Origin of the sequence: Streptomyces dengpaensis (assembly GCF_002946835.1) — a bacterium.
Lineage (GTDB): Bacteria > Actinomycetota > Actinomycetes > Streptomycetales > Streptomycetaceae > Streptomyces > Streptomyces dengpaensis.
In genome coordinates, this window is record NZ_CP026652.1 from 4,412,624 (window position 1) to 4,431,509 (window position 18,886).

Sequence of the window (18,886 nt, forward strand, 5' to 3'; positions counted from 1 at the left end):
TGAAAAGAGGGTGTTTCACGTGAAACCGATCGACCCGCGTCTGCTCCGGTACGCCCGCGCCACCCGGCTCTTTCTGGTGGCGGTCGTCGGGCTGGGTGCTGTCGGAGCGGCGCTGGTCATCGCCCAGGCGATGCTGATCGCCGAAGTGGTGGTCGGAGTGTTCCAGCACGGGCTGTCGGTCGCTGAACTCCGCACTCCCCTGATGCTGCTGGTGGCCGTGGCAGGCGGCCGTGCGCTGGTCTCCTGGCTCACCGAGCTGGCGGCCCATCGGGCGAGCGCCGCGGTGAAGTCGGCGCTGCGGGGGCGGCTGCTGGAGCGGGCCGCCCTGCTCGGCCCCGGATGGCTGAGCGGGCAGCGGACGGGCTCGCTGGTCGCCCTCACCACGCGGGGCGTCGACGCGCTCGACGACTACTTCTCGCGCTATCTGCCGCAGCTGGGGCTCGCGGTGGTGGTTCCGGTGGCCGTCCTCGCACGGATCGTCACCGAGGACTGGGTGTCCGCGGCGATCATCGTCGGCACGCTGCCCCTGATCCCGGTCTTCATGATGCTGATCGGCTGGGCCACGCGGTCCCAGATGGACCGGCAGTGGCAACTGCTGTCACGTCTTTCCGGCCACTTCCTGGATGTCGTGGCGGGGCTGCCCACACTCAAGGTGTTCGGCCGGACCAAGGCGCAGGCCGAGTCGATCCGGAAGATCACCGGCGAGTACCGGCACGCGACCATGCGGACGCTGCGGATCGCCTTCCTGTCGTCCTTCGCGCTGGAACTGCTCGCCACCATCTCGGTCGCGCTGGTCGCGGTGACCATCGGGATGCGCCTCGTGCACGGCGAGATGGATCTGTACGTGGGACTCGTCATCCTCGTCCTCGCGCCCGAGGCATATCTGCCGCTGCGGCAGGTGGGGGCGCAGTACCACGCCGCCGCCGAAGGGGTTGCGGCGGCCGAGGAGATCTTCTCGGTGCTGGAGACGCCGGTCCCGGCCTCAGGCTCGCTGCACGCCCCGACGGGGGAGATCGGCTTCGAGGGCGTGACCGTGCGCTACCCGGAGCGCTCCAGTGACGCGGTCTCGGACGTCTCCTTCACGGTCGAGCCCGGTGAGACGGTGGCCCTCGTCGGGCCGAGCGGCGTGGGAAAGTCGACGCTGCTGAACGTCCTGCTGGGGTTCGTGGAGCCCACCGAGGGCAGGGTGCGGGTCGGGGGCGTCGATCTTGCCGAGGCCGATCTGGCCGAGTGGCGTTCGCGGGTCGCCTGGGTGCCGCAACGGCCCCATCTGTACGCCGGGTCCATCGCCGAGAACGTACGGCTGGCGCGGCCCGACGCGGACGACACCGCGCTGCGGCGGGCGCTGGCCGACGCTGGTGCCGCGGGCTTTCTCGACGCGCTCCCCGACGGGGTCGACACGGTCCTCGGCGAGGACGGCGCCGGGCTGTCGGCCGGGCAGCGCCAGCGCCTCGCCCTCGCCCGGGCTTTCCTCGCGGACCGGCCCGTACTGCTCCTCGACGAGCCGACGGCTTCGCTGGACGGGGCAACGGAGGCGGAAGTCGTGGAGGCGGTGCGACGGCTCGCCGTGGGGCGGACGGTGCTGCTGGTGGTGCACCGGCCGGCGCTGCTGGCCGTGGCGGACCGGGTGGTGCGACTGGAGCCTGTGGCGTCCGTCGAGGCATCCGGCGCCGTGGAGCCCGCGGCGCACGTCGAGCCGTTCGGCGCCGTGGAATCCGTGGCGTCCGTCGAGGCGATCGGCCCCGCGGAATCCGGCCGTGTGCAGTCGCTCTGGACGGTCGAGGCCTCACCCGAAGGCGTGGGCGCGGCCGACGGAGAAGAGCCCCGCCCGGAGCAGCGTCAGCGTGGCGGTGTGCTTGCCCGCGTCCGTGCCATGGCGGCACCCCGGCGAGGGCCGCTCGTGCTCGCTCTGCTCCTCGGCAGTCTCGCGCTCGGGAGTGCCGTCGGGCTGATGGCCACCTCCGGGTGGCTCATCTCGCGGGCATCCCAGCAGCCGCCGGTGCTCTATCTCATGGTGGCCGTGACGGCCACGCGGGCGTTCGGAATCGGCCGGGCCGTGTTCCGGTACGCGGAGCGGCTCGTCTCGCACGACGTGGTGCTGCGGATGCTGGCCGACACGAGGGTCGCCGTGTACCGGCGCCTCGAGCGGCTCGCGCCCGCGGAGCTGCGGACGACGCGGCGCGGCGATCTGCTGTCGCGGCTCGTCGCCGACGTGGACGCGCTGCAGGACTACTGGCTGCGGTGGCTGCTGCCCGCCGGAGCCGCGGTTATGGTGTCCGCCGCGTCCGTCGGCTTCACCGCCTGGCTGCTGCCGGAGGCCGGTGCGGTCCTCGCCGCAGGGCTGCTGGCGGCCGGGGTCGGCGTCCCGCTCGTCACCGGCGCCGTGGCGCGCCGCGCCGAGCGGCGGCTGGCTCCCGCGCGCGGCGTCCTCGCGACACGGGTGACCGATCTGCTCACGGGAACGGCCGAGCTGACCGTCGCGGGCGCGCTGCCCGCCCGGACCGCAGAGGCAGGGCGGGCCGACACGGTGCTCACTCGCATTGCCTCCCGGGCCGCCAGCGCGACCGCGCTGGGCGACGGGCTCATGGCACTCGCGTCCGGGCTGACCGTCGCGGCGGCCGCGGTCGTGGGCGCGCAGGCGGTCGCCGACGGGCGACTGAGCGGTGTGGCCCTGGCCGTTGTCGTCCTCACACCGCTGGCCGCGCTCGAGGCCGTCCTGGGGCTGCCGCTCGCCGTTCAGTACCGGCAGAGGGTGCGCAAGAGCGCGGAGCGCGTGTACGAAGTGCTGGACGCCGCCGACCCCGTACGCGAACCGGAGCGTCCGCAGCCGGCGCCCGCGTCGGCGTTCCCGCTGTGCGTGCGCGGGCTTCGGGCCCGGCACGCCGGACAGGACGTTGACGCGCTCGCCGGGCTCGACCTGACCCTCGAGCAGGGGCGCAGGATCGCCGTCGTCGGCCCCTCCGGGTCCGGCAAGACCACGCTCGCGCAGGTGCTGCTGCGGTTCCTGGACCCGGGCTCGGGGACGTACACGCTGGGCGGTGTGGACGCGTACGCGATGGACGGGGACGCCGTACGCCGTCTGGTCGGGCTGTGTGCCCAGGACGCGCACCTCTTCGACACCACGGTGCGCGAGAACCTGCTGCTCGCCCGGAAGGACGCGACCGAGGCCGAGCTGCGCGACGCGCTGCGGCGGGCCCGGCTCCTCGACTGGGCGGACGGACTGCCCGACGGGCTCGACACGCTGATCGGCGAGCACGGGGCACGGCTGTCCGGCGGCCAGCGGCAGCGGCTCGCGTTGGCCCGGGTGCTGCTCGCCGACTTCCCCGTTCTCGTCCTCGACGAGCCCGCGGAACACCTCGACCTGCCGACGGCCGACGCGCTCACCGCCGATCTGCTGGCCGTGACCGAGGGCCGTACGACGCTGCTGATCACGCACCGGCTGGCCGGGCTCGATGCGGTGGACGAGGTGCTCGTGCTCGCGGAGGGGCATGTGATCCAGCGAGGTCCGTACGCGGAGCTGGCGGCGGGCGACGGGCCGCTGCGGGACATGGTGGAGCGGGAGGCGGCGGGGGATCTGCTGACCGGCGCTGGAGCCAGGGCGGGGGCCGGTGCCGGTGCCGGGAACGGCGGCGCGGCGCACTGAGGGTTTCGCGGGAGAGGCGTAGGGCATAGCACCGCGCGCTTCCCGGCGCGGACCCGGCTTTCCCTCGCAAATCGGACTAACTACGCTCAAGGCATGTCAGGAGTTCCCGCCTCGCCCGACCCGGGAGGCCGCCCGGGCACGGATGCTCGGGCGACCCGGAGCCTGCAGGGGCTGTCCACGGAGCTGACCGCGCGGGTGTCGCAGCTGTTGCAGGCGATGCGGTCGGTCGGGTCGGGTCTGGAGCTGCACTCCACGCTGGACCGGATCTGCGAGACGGCGGCCGAGCTGACGGGCGCGCGGTACGCGGCCATCGGGGTCGTGCCGGAGGACGGGGAGGGAATCGCGGACCTGATCTTCCACGGGGCCGCCGAGGGGACCGCGCGGCGGATCGGGCGGCTGCCCGACGGGCACACAGGGCTGCTCGGGTCGCTCATCCACGATCCGGAGCCGGTGCGGCTCGCGAACGTGACGGACGATCCGCGCTCGTGCGGGTTCCCGGAGCACCATCCGCGGATGCGGAGCTTCCTCGGCGTCCCGATCCGGGTCCAGGGGGAGATCTTCGGGAATCTGTACCTGGCCGAGAAACGCGGCGGCGGCCCGTTCGACGACGACGACCTCAACATGGTCCGGGTGCTGGCCACGGAGGCGGGCATCGCCATCGGCAACGCTCGACTGTACGAGGCCGCCCAGCAGCGCGAGCACTGGATCGACGGCTCGGTGGCCGTCACCACGGCGCTGCTGTCGGGCGGCGACGCCGAGGACGCCCTCCAGGTCGTCGCCGAACAAGCCAGGCGACTCTCCCGCTCGGCGGCCGGGATCGTGCTGCTGCCCGCCGAGGAGGGCGGACTGGAGATCGCCGCCGTGGCCTCGGAGCGCCCGCCGAAGGCGCTCGGCGTGGTCATCCCGCCGGAGAGCGAGCTCGTGGCCGAACTCCTCGGCGGGAGGCCGGTGTTCGTCGAGAACGCCACCACCGACCCGCGCATGCTCACCGGTCTCGCCCGCGACTACGGGCCGATGATGATGTTGCCGTTGCAGAGCGACGACCGGTTGCTCGGGGCCCTCGTCACACCGCGCGCCCGCGACGGCCGCCCGTTCACGGAGGCCGAGCGGACCCTCGCCGCGCAGTTCGCCTCCCAGGCCGCGCTCGCGCTGATGATGGCCGAGGCCCAGCGCGACCGGGAGCGGCTCGCGGTGTACGAGGACCGCGACCGGATCGCCCGTGACCTGCACGACCTCGTGATCCAGCGGCTGTTCGCCACGGGGATGATGCTGGAGAGCGCCCAGCGGCGGTCGGTCGTGCCCGAGGTGCGGGAGGGCGTCGCCAAGGCGGTCGATGAACTCGACGTCACCATCCAGGAGATCCGCACCGCCGTCTTCGCGCTCCAGCAAGGCCCCGCAGAAGTGCCGTCCGGGCTGCGCACCCGCGTGCTGCGCGAGATCAACATGGCTGCCGTGCCCCTCGGCTTCAAGCCGGGCCACCGCTTCGTCGGCCCCGTCGACACGATGGTCGGCGAACTCACCGCCAAGAACCTCATCGCCGCCCTGCGCGAGGCCCTCTCCAACGCCTTCCGACACTCAGGGGCCTCCCGCATTGATGTCGTCGTCGACGCGACCGTCCCGCTGCCGGACGGTCAGCAGGGCGTACGGCTCACCGTCGCCGACGACGGCGTCGGCATCGCGGACGGCGGCCGGCGCAGCGGTCTGCGCAACCTCAGGCGGCGCGCCGAGTCCTTGGGCGGCGACAGTTGGTACGGGCCTGGGATCGGCGAGGACGGGAGCGGTACGACGGTGGTGTGGCAGGCGCCCTACGTGCCGCGGGTCGGGCTGCATTAGAGCCCCGTGGCCGACACGGGGCGCGGTCGGCAGTCGTTACGCGCACCTCGCCGCCGCCGGCGTCGACCAGGGCGCGCGGCAGCGGTCGGCGCAGGAACGTTTCCTGCCCCGTCCTACAACCGCTCCGCGAGCATCTGCTCGATCACTACCGCCACCCCGTCCTCGTTGTTGGCGACCGTGCGCCCGGAGGCCGCGGCGATCACCTCGGGGTGGGCGTTGCCCATCGCGTACGACTGGCCTGCCCAGGTGAGCATCTCGACGTCGTTCGGCATGTCACCGAAGGCGACGACCTCCTCGTGGGAGATGCCCCGCTCGGCGCAGCACAGCGCGAGGGTGCTGGCCTTGGAGACACCGGGGCCGCTGATCTCGAGGAGGGCGCTGGGACTTGACCGGGTCACGTTGGCCCGGTCGCCGATGGCCAGGCGGGCAACGGTGAGGAAGCCGTCCGGATCCATCTCGGGGTGGTACGCGAGCACCTTGAGCACCGGCTGGTCGGCGTCCAGGGCGTCCTCGGCGAGGAGCTTCTCGGCCGGCGCGATGGTCTCCGGGGGCTCCATGTGCAGCGACGGGTATTCCGGTTCCAGGTGCAGTCCGTACGTCCGCTCGACGGCGCACACGGTGCCGGGCGCGGCAGAGCGCAGCAGCTGGATGACGTCCAGCGCGATGCCGGGCGCAAACTCGCGGATCTTGACGAAGCGGTGGGCGCCGGGGCCGCCGTGCAGGTCGACCACGGCGGCGCCGTTGCCGCAGATCGCCAGGCCGTGTCCGTGGACATGTTCGCTGACGACGTCCATCCAGCGGGCCGGGCGGCCGGTGACGAAGAAGACCTCGATGCCTGCCTGCTCGGCGGCGGCGAGGGCGGCGATCGTGCGCTCCGACACCGACTTGTCGTCGCGCAGCAGGGTGCCGTCGAGATCCGTGGCGATCAGCCGGGGCGGAACGGTGGAGGCCGGGGTCTCGGGCCGTCGAGTCGCTGAGGTCACGGGCCCATTCTCGCGCATATGCACGCACGGCCGTGCGGCGGTCCGCACGGGTGCGTGGCTACCGCTCTCACCAGGGCCGTTACACCGCGTGGAACTCGGGGCGGCCGTGCTGGAACATCCACCACGGCCATGCCGACCACCGACGGCCTCCGTGCCGTGACACCCGCGGCATCCGCGCGGGGGGAACCCGCGGCCTCCGTGCCGCGACACCCACGGCATCCGCGCCGAGGAACCCGCGGCATCCGTGCCGGGACACCTACGGCAGCTGCGCCGAGGCCTCCATGGCGATCCGCTCGAAGACCTTCTCGTCGGCGGCGAAGTCCGAGTCGGGGATCGGCCAGTGGATCACGATGTCCGTGAAACCCAGCTCCGCGTGCCTGCCCGCGAAGTCGACGAACGCGTCGAGGGACTCCAGCGGACGGCCACGGTCCGGGGTGAAGCCGGTGAGCAGGACCTTGTCGAGCTCGTCCATGTCCCGGCCGATACTGGCGCAGGCGTCGGCCAGCTTGTCGACCTGCCCGCGAAGGGCCTGGACCGACTGCTGCGGGGTGCCCGTCTCGTACAGCTTCGGGTCGCCGGTCGTCACCCATGCCTGCCCGTACTGGGCGGCGAGCTTCAGTCCGCGCGGGCCGGTGGCGGCCACCGCGAAGGGCAGCCGGGGGCGCTGGATACAGCCCGGGATGTTGCGCGCCTCGTGCGCCGAGTAGTAGTCGCCGCCGTACGAGACGGAGTCCTCGGTGAGGAGCCGGTCGAGCAGGGAGATGAACTCGCCGAAGCGGTTGGCCCGCTCGCGCGGGGTCCAGGGGTCCTGGCCGAGCGCCGTGGCGTCGAAGCCGGTGCCGCCCGCGCCGATGCCGAGGGTGATCCGGCCGTTCGAGATGTCGTCGAGGGAGATCAGTTCCTTGGCGAGGGTCACCGGGTGCCGGAAGTTCGGCGAGGTCACGAGCGTGCCGAGGCGGATCCGGTCGGTGACGGCGGCCGCGGCGGTCAGCGTCGGCACGGCCCCGAACCATGGGCCGTCGCGGAAGCTTCGCCACGAGAGATGGTCGTACGTGAACGCGGTGTGGAAGCCGAGCTGCTCGGCTCGCTGCCAGGCGGAACGCCCGCCCTCGTGCCAGCGGACGTACGGCAGGATCACAGTGCTCAGACGCAGACTCATGCATCGAGCGTAAGCGGAACCGCGAAGTGGTCGCGCCCAGCGCCCGGCAGGATCCGGGCGCGGCTCCGAGTGCAGCTTCGAGCGTGCCCCTCAGCGTGCCCCTCGGCAGGCCCCTCAGTGCGCCTCGGGAAACTGCAGGTACTGCGGCGGTACGGCCTGGGTGAGCCAGACCCCGTTCGCGCTGACGCGGAAGACATGGCCGTCGCGGTGCATGGCGGCGGCGTCCACGGAGAGCACGACCGGCCGGCCGCGGCGGGCGCCGACGCGGGTGGCGGTCTCCCGGTCCGGCGAGAGGTGCACGTCGTGTCGCTCCATGGGGTGCAGGCCCTCGGCGCGGATCGCGTCCAGATTGCGGGCCACGGTCCCGTGGTAGAGGTACGCGGGCGGGGTCGCCGGGGGCAGCCCGAGGTCGACCTCGACGGAGTGGCCCTGGCTGGCGCGGATCCGGGTCCCCTCGATCGCGAAGCGCCGCTTGTCGTTCGTGGCCACCACGTGATCCAGCTCTTCGCGCGTGAACCGGAAGCCGTGCGCGGCCGCCGCCGCCATCAGCGTCTCGATCTCGACCCAGCCGCCCTCGCCGAGCGTGAGCCCGATCCGCTCGGGCTGGTGCCGTAGATGCTTCGAGAGGTACTTCGACACTTTCACGGTGCGTCTTTCATCCATCGCTCCAGGGTGCCTGGCGAGAGACGGATCACGCATTTGATTTTGGTTCCGATGTTTGATCCACAACCAAGTGGTGTTATCCACAGGGGAATTGGCGATTCTGTGGACAACCCGCAGGCCATTTAGGATGGTTCGTCAACATTGGCTTGCTTCCGTAGTTTGAGGTGAGGCGATCCAAGGTCCGGGCCTGCACCTCCCGTTCAGTGGCCGAAGCGACGAACGCTGCCACTTGCTCTGCGCCAACCAACCGCTGTACGGCCCGCATTGTGTCCGCGGGGATCTCCACGGAATGGGGTACATCCCTGCGCTCCGGAGGCTGCCGTTGTCCGAGGTGCTGACGCAGATGCCGGGTGGCGAACAGCCGCATGGCGCGGGCCAGTTCGGCGTCCACCGTCTGCTGCGCGAGCGGTCGCAGCCGTCGTACGAGCGAGGCCGCCTCGGCCGCGTCCGCGTCGCTCGGCAGGTGCTCCCCCAGATAGCGCGCGAAGACGTGCTCGGTCGTGAACTCCAGGAAATGGGAGGCGATGTTCTCCACCTCGCCTCTCAACTCCCGCAAATGGCTGGAGATCGCGGACAGGGGAACGCCCGCCGCGTGCAACTCGACGGCCACGGCCAGCTCTTGAGGACTCGGGACCAGGAAGGAGTCCTCGTCCCCGGGAACTGGCTCCAGCACGCCGAGCTCCACGGCATCCGCCACCGCCGCGGCGTCCGGGCTGCCCCCGAACCGCTCGTCGAGCTCGGCCCGCGAGATCCGGCCCGCCTCCTCGTCGGTCCACGGCCCGTCGACCTCCGCGACCAGGCCGAGGACCCCGCCGAGACCCCGGCCCGTGTCCCAGGCCTCCAGGAGCTCCTTGATCGAGGCCAGCGTGTAACCGCGGTCGAGGAGTTCGGCGATCTGCCGCAGCCGGGCCAGGTGCACGTCCGCGTACACGTTGGCACGTCCGCGCCGCTCGGGGCGGGGGAGCAGCCCGCGGTCCTGATAGGCGCGGATCGTGCGGACCGTGGCGCCGCTGTGGTGCGCCAGATCCTCGATCCGGTACGCCGCGCCGCTGTGGTGCACCGGGTTCTCGTCCAGGTACGCCGCGCCGCTGTGCCGCGCCGGGTCCTCATTCCCGTACGCGACACCGGCCGACTCGTCGTTCACGCCCCCTGCCCTCCCCCATTGCGGCGGATGTCGCTACGCGGTCGCCGCCCGACGTCCGTCGGCCGGAGTCCCGCTCACAGCGGCGGCTCCAGCCGTGCGATCGCGCGCAGCGCCTTCGGCGTGAAGCGGGACATGAGGTGCGCGCCGCGTGCCTCCGGGGTGACGGGGACGACCGCCTGGTTGCGTACGACCGCGCGCAGGATCGCGTCGGCCACCTTCTCCGGCGGGTAGTTGCGCAGCCCGTACATGCGCGCCGACTTCTTCTGGCGCCGCTTCTCCTCGATCGCGTCGACTCCGGCGAAGCGCGCGGTCGAGGTGATGTTCGTGTTGACGAAGCCGGGGCAGATCGCCGAGACGCCGATGCCCTGGCCCGCCAGCTCGGCGCGCAGGCACTCGCTGAGCATCAGGACGGCCGCCTTGGAGGTGCTGTAGGCGGGCAGTGCCTTCGAGGGCTGGTACGCCGCCGCCGACGCGGTGTTGACGATGTGGCCGCCCTGGCCGCGCTCGGCCATCTGCTTCCCGAAGAGCCGGCAGCCGTGGATCACGCCCCACAGGTTGACGTCGAGGACCTTCTTCCAGTCCTCCGTGGACGTGTCGAAGAAGGATCCCGACAGCCCGATCCCGGCGTTGTTCACCAGCACGTCCACCACGCCGTACTCGGTGGCGACCTTCTCGGCGAGCTTCTCCATGGACTGTTCGTCGGAGACGTCCACCGTCTCCGCCCAGGCCTCGGGGGAGCCGATCAGCCGGGCCATCTCCGCAGTGCGGGCGGCGCTTTCGGCGTCCCGGTCGACGGCCACCACGCGCGCGCCGGCCTCGGCGAACGCGAAGGCGGTGGCCCGCCCGATGCCGCTGCCCGCGCCGGTGACCAGCACGAGCTGGCCGCCGAACCGGTCCGCGTACGGGCCGCTCGCGACCGGAGCGGACCGTCCGCCTTCGTTGGCTGTCACGAATTCGGTGATCCAGGCGGCCAGTTGGTCGGGCCGCGTGCGCGGAATCCAGTGCTTGGCCGGGAGCGTCCGGCGTACCAACCGCGGAGCCCACTGCTCCAGTTCGTCGTAGAGCTTCTCCGACAGGAACGCGTCGCCCAGGGGCGTGACGAGCTGCACGGGCGCGTGCGCGTACACGTCTGTGCGTGGCCTGGTCAACCGGGCCCGTACGTTGTCGCGGTACAGCCAGGCTCCGTGTGCCGCGTCCGAAGGAAGCGACCGGGTCGGATAGCCGTCCGAGGGGACCTTCTCGAACCGCTGGAGGATCTTCGGCCACTGCTTGCCGAGGGGTCCGCGCCAGGCCAGTTCGGGCAGGACGGGCGTGTGCAGCATGTACACGTACCAGGACTTGGCGCCCTGGCCCAGGAGTTGACCGACCCTGCGGGGGGTGGGCCGCTTCACGCGCTGCTTGATCCAGTGCCCGAAGTGGTCGAGCGACGGCCCGGACATCGACGTGAAGGACGCGATCCGGCCCTCGGTGCGCCGGACGGTGACGAACTCCCACGACTGCACCGAACCCCAGTCGTGCCCGACCAGGTGCACCGGCTTGTCGGGGCTGACCGCGTCCACGACGGCCAGGAAGTCGTCCGTCAGCTTCTCCAGCGTGAACCCGCCGCGCAGCGGCTGCGGCGCCGTCGACCGGCCGTGTCCCCGTACGTCGTACAGCACCACATGAAAGTGCTCGGCGAGCCGCACGGCGACCTCGGACCACACCTCCTTGGAGTCCGGATAGCCGTGTACGAGGACGACGGTGGGCTGTGTCTCGTCGCCCAGCTCGGCGACGCACAGCTCGACTCCGCCCGTCCGCACCCAGCGCTCGCGCGCGCCTTCGAGACTCACTTGTCCTCCGCCCAGCGCCGCACATGCGGCAGATCGTCGTCCAGCCAGAACGCGCTCGCCTCAGGATCCTTGGAGTCGGTGACGACCAGGATCTCCTCGAACTTCGCGCCCGTACCCCGGAAGCCGAGGTGGGGTTCGACCGCCCACAGCCCCGGCTGGGGCGGGTGGTCGGAGAACTTGTACGGCGACCACAGCGGCGACCAGCCGTCGCGGTGCCCGTGGAGCGCGTCGCTCGCGAGGCCCTTCAGGGACTGTGTGCCGAACCCGAACAGATACGGATACCAGGGGCGTTCCTTGACCCGGTCCACCTTGTGCGCGATCACGCCGAAGGGGTACGCGCGATGCCGGTTGGCATAGCCCTGGCGGACCATGAGCCGGTCCACGTCCTCGTAGATCTCGCGCAGCGGGCGCCGCTCGCGCACCTCGCGCAGGATCAGCTCGCGGTGCGCCTCCAGGTCGGCGAGCAGCTTGTCCTGCACGAGGTTCGGCCCGAGCGAGCCCGAGTAGCCGATGTCCGCTGTGTATCCCTTGTAGACCGGGGCCATGTCGAGGATGAACGGCATCCCCGGCTCCAGGCGGCGGTTGGTGGGGAAGAACTGCAGAGGGATCCGGAAGTTGACGAACGCCGTGCGGTCACCGAACCAGGCGAAGGGCAGGTGGAACCAGTCCCGCACCCCGCGCTCGCGCAGCCACGCGCGCTGCATACGGGCCGCCTCGCGCTCGGTCACGCCGGGCTTCAGCTGGGCGGCCACGGCCTGCGCGCACTCGTACGCGAGGCGCTGCACCTCCCTGAACCCCCGCAGTTCCGCGGAGAGTTCACCTGTCACTGCCGTCGTCATGCCACCGCCCACCTTGTCCACTCTGACTGCGGTACGTGTCCGTAACTTGACACTGGCGAATGTGACAGTTGTTAGAGGCTGCGTCAATAGACGTGCGCGACGCCTGTGGACAACCGGCCCGATGTGGATAACCTCTCGCGCGATGTTCGACCTCAGGGGGACCCCTACGGGCCCGTACGACTGGAGTCGGACGCGAATCCAGCTCCCAGGGGTGACGACCGCTGTGGCGGGTGCCACTACCTTCGAATCGTGACTGTGATCGCGACCGAAAGCCTGAGCAAGCGGTTCCCCAGGGTGACCGCGCTTGACCGGCTCTCTGTGGACGTCGGGCCCGGTGTGACGGGACTCGTCGGAGCCAACGGGGCCGGCAAGTCCACACTGATCAAGATCCTGCTGGGTCTGTCCCCCGCCACCGAGGGCCGCGCCGAAGTGCTCGGACTCGACGTCGCCACCAAGGGCGCCGCCATCCGCGAGCGGGTCGGGTACATGCCGGAGCACGACTGTCTGCCGCCCGACGTCTCGGCCACCGAGTTCGTCGTGCACATGGCGCGCATGTCCGGGCTCCCACCGGCCGCGGCCCGCGAGCGCACCGCGGACACGCTGCGCCACGTGGGCCTGTACGAGGAGCGCTACCGCCCCATCGGCGGCTACTCGACGGGCATGAAGCAGCGCGTGAAGCTGGCCCAGGCGCTGGTCCACGACCCGCAGCTGGTCTTCCTTGACGAGCCGACCAACGGCCTCGACCCGGTCGGCCGCGACGAGATGCTCGGCCTGATCCGCCGCATCCACACCGACTTCGGCATCTCGGTCCTGGTCACCTCGCACCTCCTGGGCGAGCTGGAGCGCACCTGCGACCATGTCGTCGTCATCGACGGCGGCAAGCTGCTGCGGTCCAGCTCCACCACGGACTTCACCCAGACCACGACCACCCTCGCCATCGAGGTCACCGACACCGACGAGCACCCGGACGGCACCGGCGCGGTGCGCGAGGCGCTGCACGCGCGCGGGATCGAGACACACGACGGCAGCGGCCTGCCCGGCGCCGGACACATCCTGCTGCTCACCGCCGAGGGCGAGGAGACCTACGACCTCGTCCGCGACGTCGTCACCGACCTCGGCCTCGGCCTGGTGCGGATGGAACAGCGCAGGCACCAGATCGCCGAGGTCTTCAAGGACAACGACGAACAACGACAGCGCGACGAACAGCGACAGCGCGATGAACAGGGCCGGCGCGACGACCAGCGGAAGGAGGCGGTCCGCCATGGCAGTTGAGCAGCCCCTCACCCAGCCCGGTGAGCAGACCCGTATCCACAACATCGGCTACCGGAACTACGACGGCCCGCGCCTGGGCCGCGCCTACGCCCGCCGCTCGCTGTACTCGCAGTCCCTGCGCGGCGCCTACGGCCTCGGCCGCTCGGTCAAGTCCAAGGTGCTGCCGATGCTGCTCTTCGTGGTGATGTGCGTCCCCGCACTCATCATGGTGGCCGTCGCCGTCGCCACCAAGGCGAAGGACCTGCCCGTCGACTACACGCGCTACGCGGTCATCATGCAGGCCGTCATCGGGCTGTACGTCGCCTCCCAGGGACCCCAGTCCGTCTCCCGCGACCTGCGCTTCAAGACCGTGCCGCTGTACTTCTCGCGTCCCATCGAGACCGCCGACTACGTACGCGCCAAGTACGCCGCCCTGGCCTCGGCGATGTTCATCCTCACGGCCGCGCCGCTGATCGTGCTCTACGTAGGGGCGCTTCTGGCGAAGCTCGACTTCGCCGACCAGACGAAGGGATTCGGGCAGGGACTGGTCTCCGTGGCGCTGCTGTCGCTCCTCTTCGCCGGGATCGGCCTGGTCATCTCGGCGGTCACCCCGCGCCGCGGCTTCGGTATCGCGGCCGTCATCGCCGCCCTGACCATCTCCTACGGAGCCGTGTCCACCGTCCAGGCGATCGCCTTCGAGCAGTCCAGCACGGACGCCGTCCCGTGGATCGGACTCCTCTCGCCGATCACGCTCATCGACGGAGTGCAGACGGCCTTCCTCGGCGCCACCTCCGCCTTCCCCGGAGGGGAAGGCCCCTCGTCCGGGCAGGGCGTCGTCTACCTCATCGTCGTCCTGGGTCTCATCGCGGGCTGCTACGGCCTTCTGATGCGCCGCTACCGAAAGGCCGGGCTGTGACCACGCTCAACATCGACCACGTCTCACGCTGGTTCGGCAACGTGGTGGCGGTCAACGACATCACGATGACGATCGGCCCCGGCGTCACCGGCCTGCTCGGCCCGAACGGCGCCGGCAAGTCCACCCTCATCAACATGATGGGCGGCTTCCTCGCCCCCTCCACGGGCACCGTCACCCTCGACGGCCAACAGGTCTGGCGCAACGAACAGATCTACCGGCACATCGGCATCGTCCCCGAGCGCGAGGCGATGTACGACTTCCTCACCGGCCGCGAATTCGTCGTCGCCAACGCCGAGTTGCACGGACTGGGCGCTCGCGAAGCCCAGCGTGCGCTCGCCACGGTCGAGATGGAGTACGCGCAGGACCGCAAGATCTCGACGTACTCCAAGGGCATGCGACAGCGCGTGAAGATGGCCTCCGCGCTCGTCCACGACCCGTCCCTGCTGCTGCTCGACGAGCCTTTCAACGGCATGGACCCGCGCCAGCGCATGCAGCTCATGGACCTGCTGCGGCGCATGGGCGACGAGGGCCGCACGGTGCTGTTCTCGTCCCACATCCTCGAAGAGGTCGAGCAACTCGCCGCCCACATCGAGGTGATCGTCGCCGGGCGGCACGCGGCGAGCGGCGACTTCCGGCGCATCCGCCGCCTGATGACCGACCGCCCGCACCGCTACCTCGTCCGCTCCAGCGACGACCGGGTGCTGGCCGCCGCGCTGATCGCTGACCCGTCGACGTCCGGCATCGAAGTGGACCTGGCCGAGGACGCGCTGCGCATCCAGACGGTCGACTTCGGCCGGTTCACCGCGCTGCTGCCGCGCGTCGCGCGCGAGCACGGCATCCGGCTGCTCACGGTCTCGCCGTCCGACGAGTCCCTCGAGTCCGTCTTCTCGTATCTCGTCGCGGCGTAGGAGGCCGAAGATGTACGACCCCACAGTCGCCCGGCTCACGTACCGGGCCCTGCTCGGCCGCCGCCGAGCCCTCATTCTCAGCGCGCTGCCCGCCCTGCTCATCGTGATCTCCGCGGCCGTACGCGCCCTCACGGGGGCAGACGACCAGGTGGCCGCGGACCTGCTCGGCGGGCTGGCGCTCGCCACCATGGTGCCGATCATCGGCGTGATCGCCGGCACGGGCGCGATCGGGCCCGAGATCGACGACGGCTCGGTGGTGTATCTGCTGGCCAAGCCCCTCAAGCGGCCCACGATCATCTTCACCAAGCTGATCGTCGCGATCGCCGTCACCATGGCTTTCTCGGCGGTGCCGACCTTTATCGCGGGCATGATCCTGAACGGCAACGGCCAGCAGATCGCCGTCGCCTACACCGTGGCCGCGCTGGTCGCCTCGATCGCGTACGCCGCCCTGTTCCTGCTCCTGGGAACCGTGACCCGGCACGCGGTGGTCTTCGGACTCGTCTACGCGCTGGTCTGGGAGGCCCTGTTCGGGTCGCTGGTGTCCGGCGCGCGCACGCTCAGCGTCCAGCAGTGGGCGCTCGCCGTGGGCCACAAGGTCACCGGCGGCGACCTCGTCACCTCGGACGTCGGCCTGCCGACCGCGACGGTGCTGCTGGTCGCGGTCACCGTACTCGCCACCTGGTACGCCGGGCAGAGGCTGCGGGCGCTGACGCTGGCGGGCGAGGAGTGACCGGGGGCTGCACGCGCGCGTGCCGGGATGCCGGGAGTCGCCCCCCACGCGCGCGTGGAGCCCCTTATTTCTTGACACCGGCTTCACCTGCGTACGGGCACACTGGGCGAACGGGGACGCACGGCCAGGAGGAACGGGGATGGCAGAACCGAAGGGTGAGGAACCGCGGGAGCCTGAGGACGTCTGGGACGACCTGGTGCTGGACGAGGACTTCATACGGTCCGCGGAGACGGCCGAGCAGTCGGCCCGCGCGCGGATGCTCGCCGCCCGCTGGCGCGACGGAGGACCCGATCCGCAGCCCTGGCGCTCGGACGAGCCGCCCGCGGGGTGGTTCTTCAGCAAGGGGCGTCGGCGCAGGTGGCGCCGCCGGTAACTCCCTGCGGGGAGCGGTTAATTCAGTGGCGCCCAAGTCGGCGGACGGGCACAGTAGTTCTGTCCACGCCGCCGCATCGAGCCGGCGCCACATTCTGGGAGAGGAGCGCGACGATGTTTATCAGCAGCAGTCCGTCGAGCTCCCGACAGGGCAGCCCGCGGCAGGCTCCGGAGTAGTTACCCTCCGTCGAGCCCGCCCGCACGGGGGGCTGCCCGGGGCGGCCGCTTCGAGCGCGCATCTCGCGCGGGCCGCCCACCCGGAGGATTGGCCGAGAGGTAAGGCACCGGCTTGCTAAGCCGTGGTCGGGGGTCACACCCCGCGCGCGTTCGATCCGCGCATCCTCCTCAAGACGACCGACGCTCAAGACGTACGACACGTACGGCCGAACTCAAGACGTACGGCCGCATCGCCGCCCTCCTGCCGCAAGGCTCAGGCGAGCAACCGCTCCAGCACCACCGCGATTCCGTCCTCCTCGTTCGAGGACGTCACCTCGTCCGCGATCGCCTTGAGGGCGTCGTGGGCGTTGGACATGGCCACCCCGCGTGCCGCCCAGGCGAACAGGGGGAGGTCGTTCGGCATGTCGCCGAAGGCGATCGTGTCCGCGGCCTTCACGCCGAGACGGCGGGCCGCCAGGGACAGCCCCGTCGCCTTCGAAAGGCCGAGGGGGAGGAGTTCCACTATCCCCGCGCCGGCCATCGTGACGCCGACGAGTCCGCCCGCGACCTGCGTGGCAACCGCGGCGAGTTCGTCGTCGGAGAGCGTCGGGTGCTGGACGTACACCTTGTTCAGGGGAGCCGACCAGAGGTCCCCCGCGTCCTTGATCGGCACGACCGGGAGCGGGCCGTCCTGCACCCGGTAGCCCGGGCCCACCAGCACGTCGCCGTCGAGTCCGTCACGGCTCGCGGCCAGCAGCAGCGGGCCGACCTCCGCCTCGATCTTGGCGAGCGCCAGACCGGCCAGCTGCCGGTCCAGCGTCACCGAGGTGAGCAGTCTGTGCTCCCCCGCGTCGTACACCTGCGCGCCCTGACCGCACACCGCGAGCCCCTCGTAGCCGAGGTCGTCCAGGATGTGCCGGGTCCAGGGCACCGCGCGCCCGGTGACGACGATGTGCGCGGCACCCGCGGCACACGCCGCGGTGAGCGCCTCACGCGTGCGTCGCGAGACCGTCTCGTCGGAGCGCAGCAGCGTCCCGTCGAGATCGGTCGCGATGAGCTTGTACGGGAAGGACCCGGTGGATCCGTCGGACCCAGTCGTGCCGGTCACTTGGAGACCGGCTCCAGGACCTCACGACCGCCCAGGTACGGACGCAGCACCTCCGGCACCCGCACGGAGCCGTCGGCGAGTTGGTGGTTCTCCAGGATCGCGACGATCGTGCGCGGCACGGCGCACAGCGTGCCGTTCAGCGTCGCCAGCGGCTGGACCTTCTTGCCGTCGCGCATGCGCACGGACAGGCGGCGGGCCTGGAAGCCGTCGCAGTTCGAGGCCGAGGTCAGCTCGCGGTACTTGCCCTGGGTCGGGATCCACGCCTCGCAGTCGTACTTACGGGACGCGGAGGAGCCGAGGTCGCCCGACGCCACGTCGATGACCTGGAAGGGCAGCTCGAGGCTGGTCAGCCACTGCTTCTCCCAGTCCAGGAGCCGCTTGTGCTCGTTCTCCGCGTCCTCGGGAGCGACGTACGAGAACATCTCGACCTTGTCGAACTGGTGCACCCGGAAGATGCCGCGGGTGTCCTTGCCGTACGTGCCGGCCTCGCGGCGGAAGCACGGCGAGAAGCCGGCGTAGCGCATCGGCAGCTGGTCGGCGTCGAGGATCTCGTCCATGTGGTACGCCGCGAGGGGGACCTCGGATGTGCCGACCAGGTAGTAGTCGTCTTTCTCCAGGTGGTACACGTTGTCCGCGGCCTGGCCGAGGAAGCCGGTGCCCTCCATGGCGCGCGGACGGACCAGCGCCGGGGTCAGCATCGGGATGAAGCCGGCCTCGGTGGCCTGCGCGATCGCCGCGTTGACGAGGGCGAGCTCAAGGAGCGCGCCGACACCGGTCAGGTAGTAGAAGCGCGAGCCGGACACCTTGGCGCCGCGCTCGACGTCGATGGCGCCGAGCGCCTCGCCGAGCTCCAAGTGGTCCTTGGGCTCAAAGCCCTCGGCGCCGAAGTCGCGGATCGTGCCGTGCGTCTCCAGGACGACGAAGTCCTCCTCGCCGCCGACCGGGACGTCCGGGTGGATGAGATTGCCGAGCTGGAGGAGGAGCCGCTTGGTCTCTTCGTCCGCATCGTGCTGCTCGGCGTCAGCCGCCTTGACGTCGGCAGCCAGCTGGCCCGCCTTCTTCAGCAGCTCGGCCTTCTCGTCACCCGAGGCCTTGGGGATCAGCTTGCCGAGCGCCTTCTGCTCGGAACGCAGCTCGTCGAAGCGGACGCCGGACGACCTGCGCCGCTCGTCGGCGGAGAGGAGGGCGTCGACAAGGGCGACGTCCTCTCCACGGGCGCGCTGGGAGGCGCGAACACGGTCGGGGTCCTCACGGAGCAGGCGAAGGTCAATCACCCCTCAAGGCTACCGGTGCGCGGTTCCGGCCAACGACTCGATATTCCGGTGCGTGGCTTCTGTCGCGTTATGAGTGAA

The 18,886-nt window shown here is 71.0% G+C and carries 15 protein-coding genes and 1 tRNA gene; 8 read left to right on the forward strand and 8 right to left on the reverse strand.

Annotated features, from left to right (window positions below; genetic code table 11):
* Window positions 1-19: 19 nt before the first annotated feature.
* Window positions 20-3,643 (forward strand): thiol reductant ABC exporter subunit CydD, encoded by a 3,624-nt coding sequence (cydD, locus tag C4B68_RS20315; RefSeq protein ID WP_099502150.1) that lies wholly within the window; start codon window positions 20-22, stop codon window positions 3,641-3,643.
* A gap of 93 nt (window positions 3,644-3,736) precedes the next feature.
* Entirely contained in the window at window positions 3,737-5,476 is a 1,740-nt protein-coding gene (locus C4B68_RS20320) for a sensor histidine kinase (protein WP_099501986.1), read from the forward strand.
* Window positions 5,477-5,589: 113 nt separating this feature from the next.
* Here C4B68_RS20320 and C4B68_RS20325 read toward each other — a convergent pair whose 3' ends face one another.
* From C4B68_RS20325 to C4B68_RS20350, 6 genes are all read right to left on the reverse strand, one after another.
* Window positions 5,590-6,477 (reverse strand): Cof-type HAD-IIB family hydrolase, encoded by an 888-nt coding sequence (locus C4B68_RS20325; protein WP_180289259.1) that lies wholly within the window; start codon window positions 6,475-6,477, stop codon window positions 5,590-5,592.
* A 238-nt stretch (window positions 6,478-6,715) separates the two neighbouring features.
* The gene (locus tag C4B68_RS20330; protein WP_099501984.1) at window positions 6,716-7,618 is read right to left on the reverse strand and encodes an LLM class flavin-dependent oxidoreductase; all 903 of its coding nucleotides are present in this window, start codon (window positions 7,616-7,618) and stop codon (window positions 6,716-6,718) included.
* A 114-nt stretch (window positions 7,619-7,732) separates the two neighbouring features.
* Window positions 7,733-8,281 (reverse strand): RNA 2'-phosphotransferase, encoded by a 549-nt coding sequence (locus C4B68_RS20335; protein ID WP_099501983.1) that lies wholly within the window; start codon window positions 8,279-8,281, stop codon window positions 7,733-7,735.
* Window positions 8,282-8,357: 76 nt separating this feature from the next.
* Window positions 8,358-9,341: a MerR family transcriptional regulator gene (locus C4B68_RS20340; protein ID WP_099502149.1), complete on the reverse strand. Its 984-nt coding sequence runs from the start codon at window positions 9,339-9,341 to the stop codon at window positions 8,358-8,360.
* Window positions 9,342-9,499: 158 nt separating this feature from the next.
* The gene (locus C4B68_RS20345) at window positions 9,500-11,254 is read right to left on the reverse strand and encodes an SDR family oxidoreductase (RefSeq protein ID WP_099501982.1); all 1,755 of its coding nucleotides are present in this window, start codon (window positions 11,252-11,254) and stop codon (window positions 9,500-9,502) included.
* Window positions 11,251-12,093, reverse strand: a complete 843-nt coding sequence (locus C4B68_RS20350) for a M24 family metallopeptidase (protein ID WP_099501981.1) — start codon at window positions 12,091-12,093, stop codon at window positions 11,251-11,253. Before C4B68_RS20350 ends, C4B68_RS20345 begins: the two co-directional genes overlap by 4 nt.
* A 255-nt stretch (window positions 12,094-12,348) precedes the next feature.
* Between C4B68_RS20350 and C4B68_RS20355 the strand changes: the two genes are divergently transcribed.
* The 6 genes from C4B68_RS20355 to C4B68_RS20380 all read left to right on the forward strand — a co-directional run bounded on the left by C4B68_RS20355 (window position 12,349) and on the right by C4B68_RS20380 (window position 16,616).
* Window positions 12,349-13,365, forward strand: coding sequence for an ABC transporter ATP-binding protein (locus tag C4B68_RS20355; RefSeq protein ID WP_099501980.1), 1,017 nt, complete (start codon window positions 12,349-12,351; stop codon window positions 13,363-13,365).
* Window positions 13,355-14,260, forward strand: a complete 906-nt coding sequence (locus tag C4B68_RS20360; protein ID WP_099501979.1) for an ABC transporter permease subunit — start codon at window positions 13,355-13,357, stop codon at window positions 14,258-14,260. Before C4B68_RS20355 ends, C4B68_RS20360 begins: the two co-directional genes overlap by 11 nt.
* Window positions 14,257-15,168, forward strand: coding sequence for an ABC transporter ATP-binding protein (locus C4B68_RS20365; protein ID WP_099501978.1), 912 nt, complete (start codon window positions 14,257-14,259; stop codon window positions 15,166-15,168). Before C4B68_RS20360 ends, C4B68_RS20365 begins: the two co-directional genes overlap by 4 nt.
* A 10-nt stretch (window positions 15,169-15,178) precedes the next feature.
* Window positions 15,179-15,898 (forward strand): ABC transporter permease, encoded by a 720-nt coding sequence (locus tag C4B68_RS20370; protein WP_099501977.1) that lies wholly within the window; start codon window positions 15,179-15,181, stop codon window positions 15,896-15,898.
* A 139-nt stretch (window positions 15,899-16,037) separates the two neighbouring features.
* Window positions 16,038-16,271: an SGM_3592 family protein gene (locus C4B68_RS20375; protein WP_099501976.1), complete on the forward strand. Its 234-nt coding sequence runs from the start codon at window positions 16,038-16,040 to the stop codon at window positions 16,269-16,271.
* Between the two features lie 258 nt (window positions 16,272-16,529).
* Window positions 16,530-16,616 (forward strand) — tRNA-Ser (locus C4B68_RS20380).
* Between the two features lie 84 nt (window positions 16,617-16,700).
* Here the strand turns inward: C4B68_RS20380 and C4B68_RS20385 are convergent.
* On the reverse strand, window positions 16,701-17,534 hold the full coding sequence (locus C4B68_RS20385; RefSeq protein WP_099501975.1) for an HAD family hydrolase: 834 nt from the start codon (window positions 17,532-17,534) through the stop codon (window positions 16,701-16,703).
* Entirely contained in the window at window positions 17,531-18,808 is a 1,278-nt protein-coding gene (gene serS, locus C4B68_RS20390) for a serine--tRNA ligase (protein WP_099501974.1), read from the reverse strand. The genes C4B68_RS20385 and serS overlap by 4 nt, the downstream gene beginning before the upstream one ends.
* Window positions 18,809-18,886 lie beyond the last annotated feature (78 nt).

Excerpts from the sequence above, each read along its gene's own strand:
- C4B68_RS20320 (WP_099501986.1), top strand. The coding sequence starts at position 3,737 with ATGTCAGGAGTTCCCGCCTCGCCCGACCCGGGAGGCCGCCCGGGCACG.
- C4B68_RS20325 (WP_180289259.1), bottom strand. The coding sequence starts at position 6,477 with ATGCGCGAGAATGGGCCCGTGACCTCAGCGACTCGACGGCCCGAGACC.
- C4B68_RS20330 (WP_099501984.1), bottom strand. The coding sequence starts at position 7,618 with ATGAGTCTGCGTCTGAGCACTGTGATCCTGCCGTACGTCCGCTGGCAC.
- C4B68_RS20335 (WP_099501983.1), bottom strand. The coding sequence starts at position 8,281 with ATGGATGAAAGACGCACCGTGAAAGTGTCGAAGTACCTCTCGAAGCAT.
- C4B68_RS20350 (WP_099501981.1), bottom strand. The coding sequence starts at position 12,093 with ATGACGACGGCAGTGACAGGTGAACTCTCCGCGGAACTGCGGGGGTTC.
- C4B68_RS20360 (WP_099501979.1), top strand. The coding sequence starts at position 13,355 with ATGGCAGTTGAGCAGCCCCTCACCCAGCCCGGTGAGCAGACCCGTATC.
- C4B68_RS20370 (WP_099501977.1), top strand. The coding sequence starts at position 15,179 with ATGTACGACCCCACAGTCGCCCGGCTCACGTACCGGGCCCTGCTCGGC.
- C4B68_RS20375 (WP_099501976.1), top strand. The coding sequence starts at position 16,038 with ATGGCAGAACCGAAGGGTGAGGAACCGCGGGAGCCTGAGGACGTCTGG.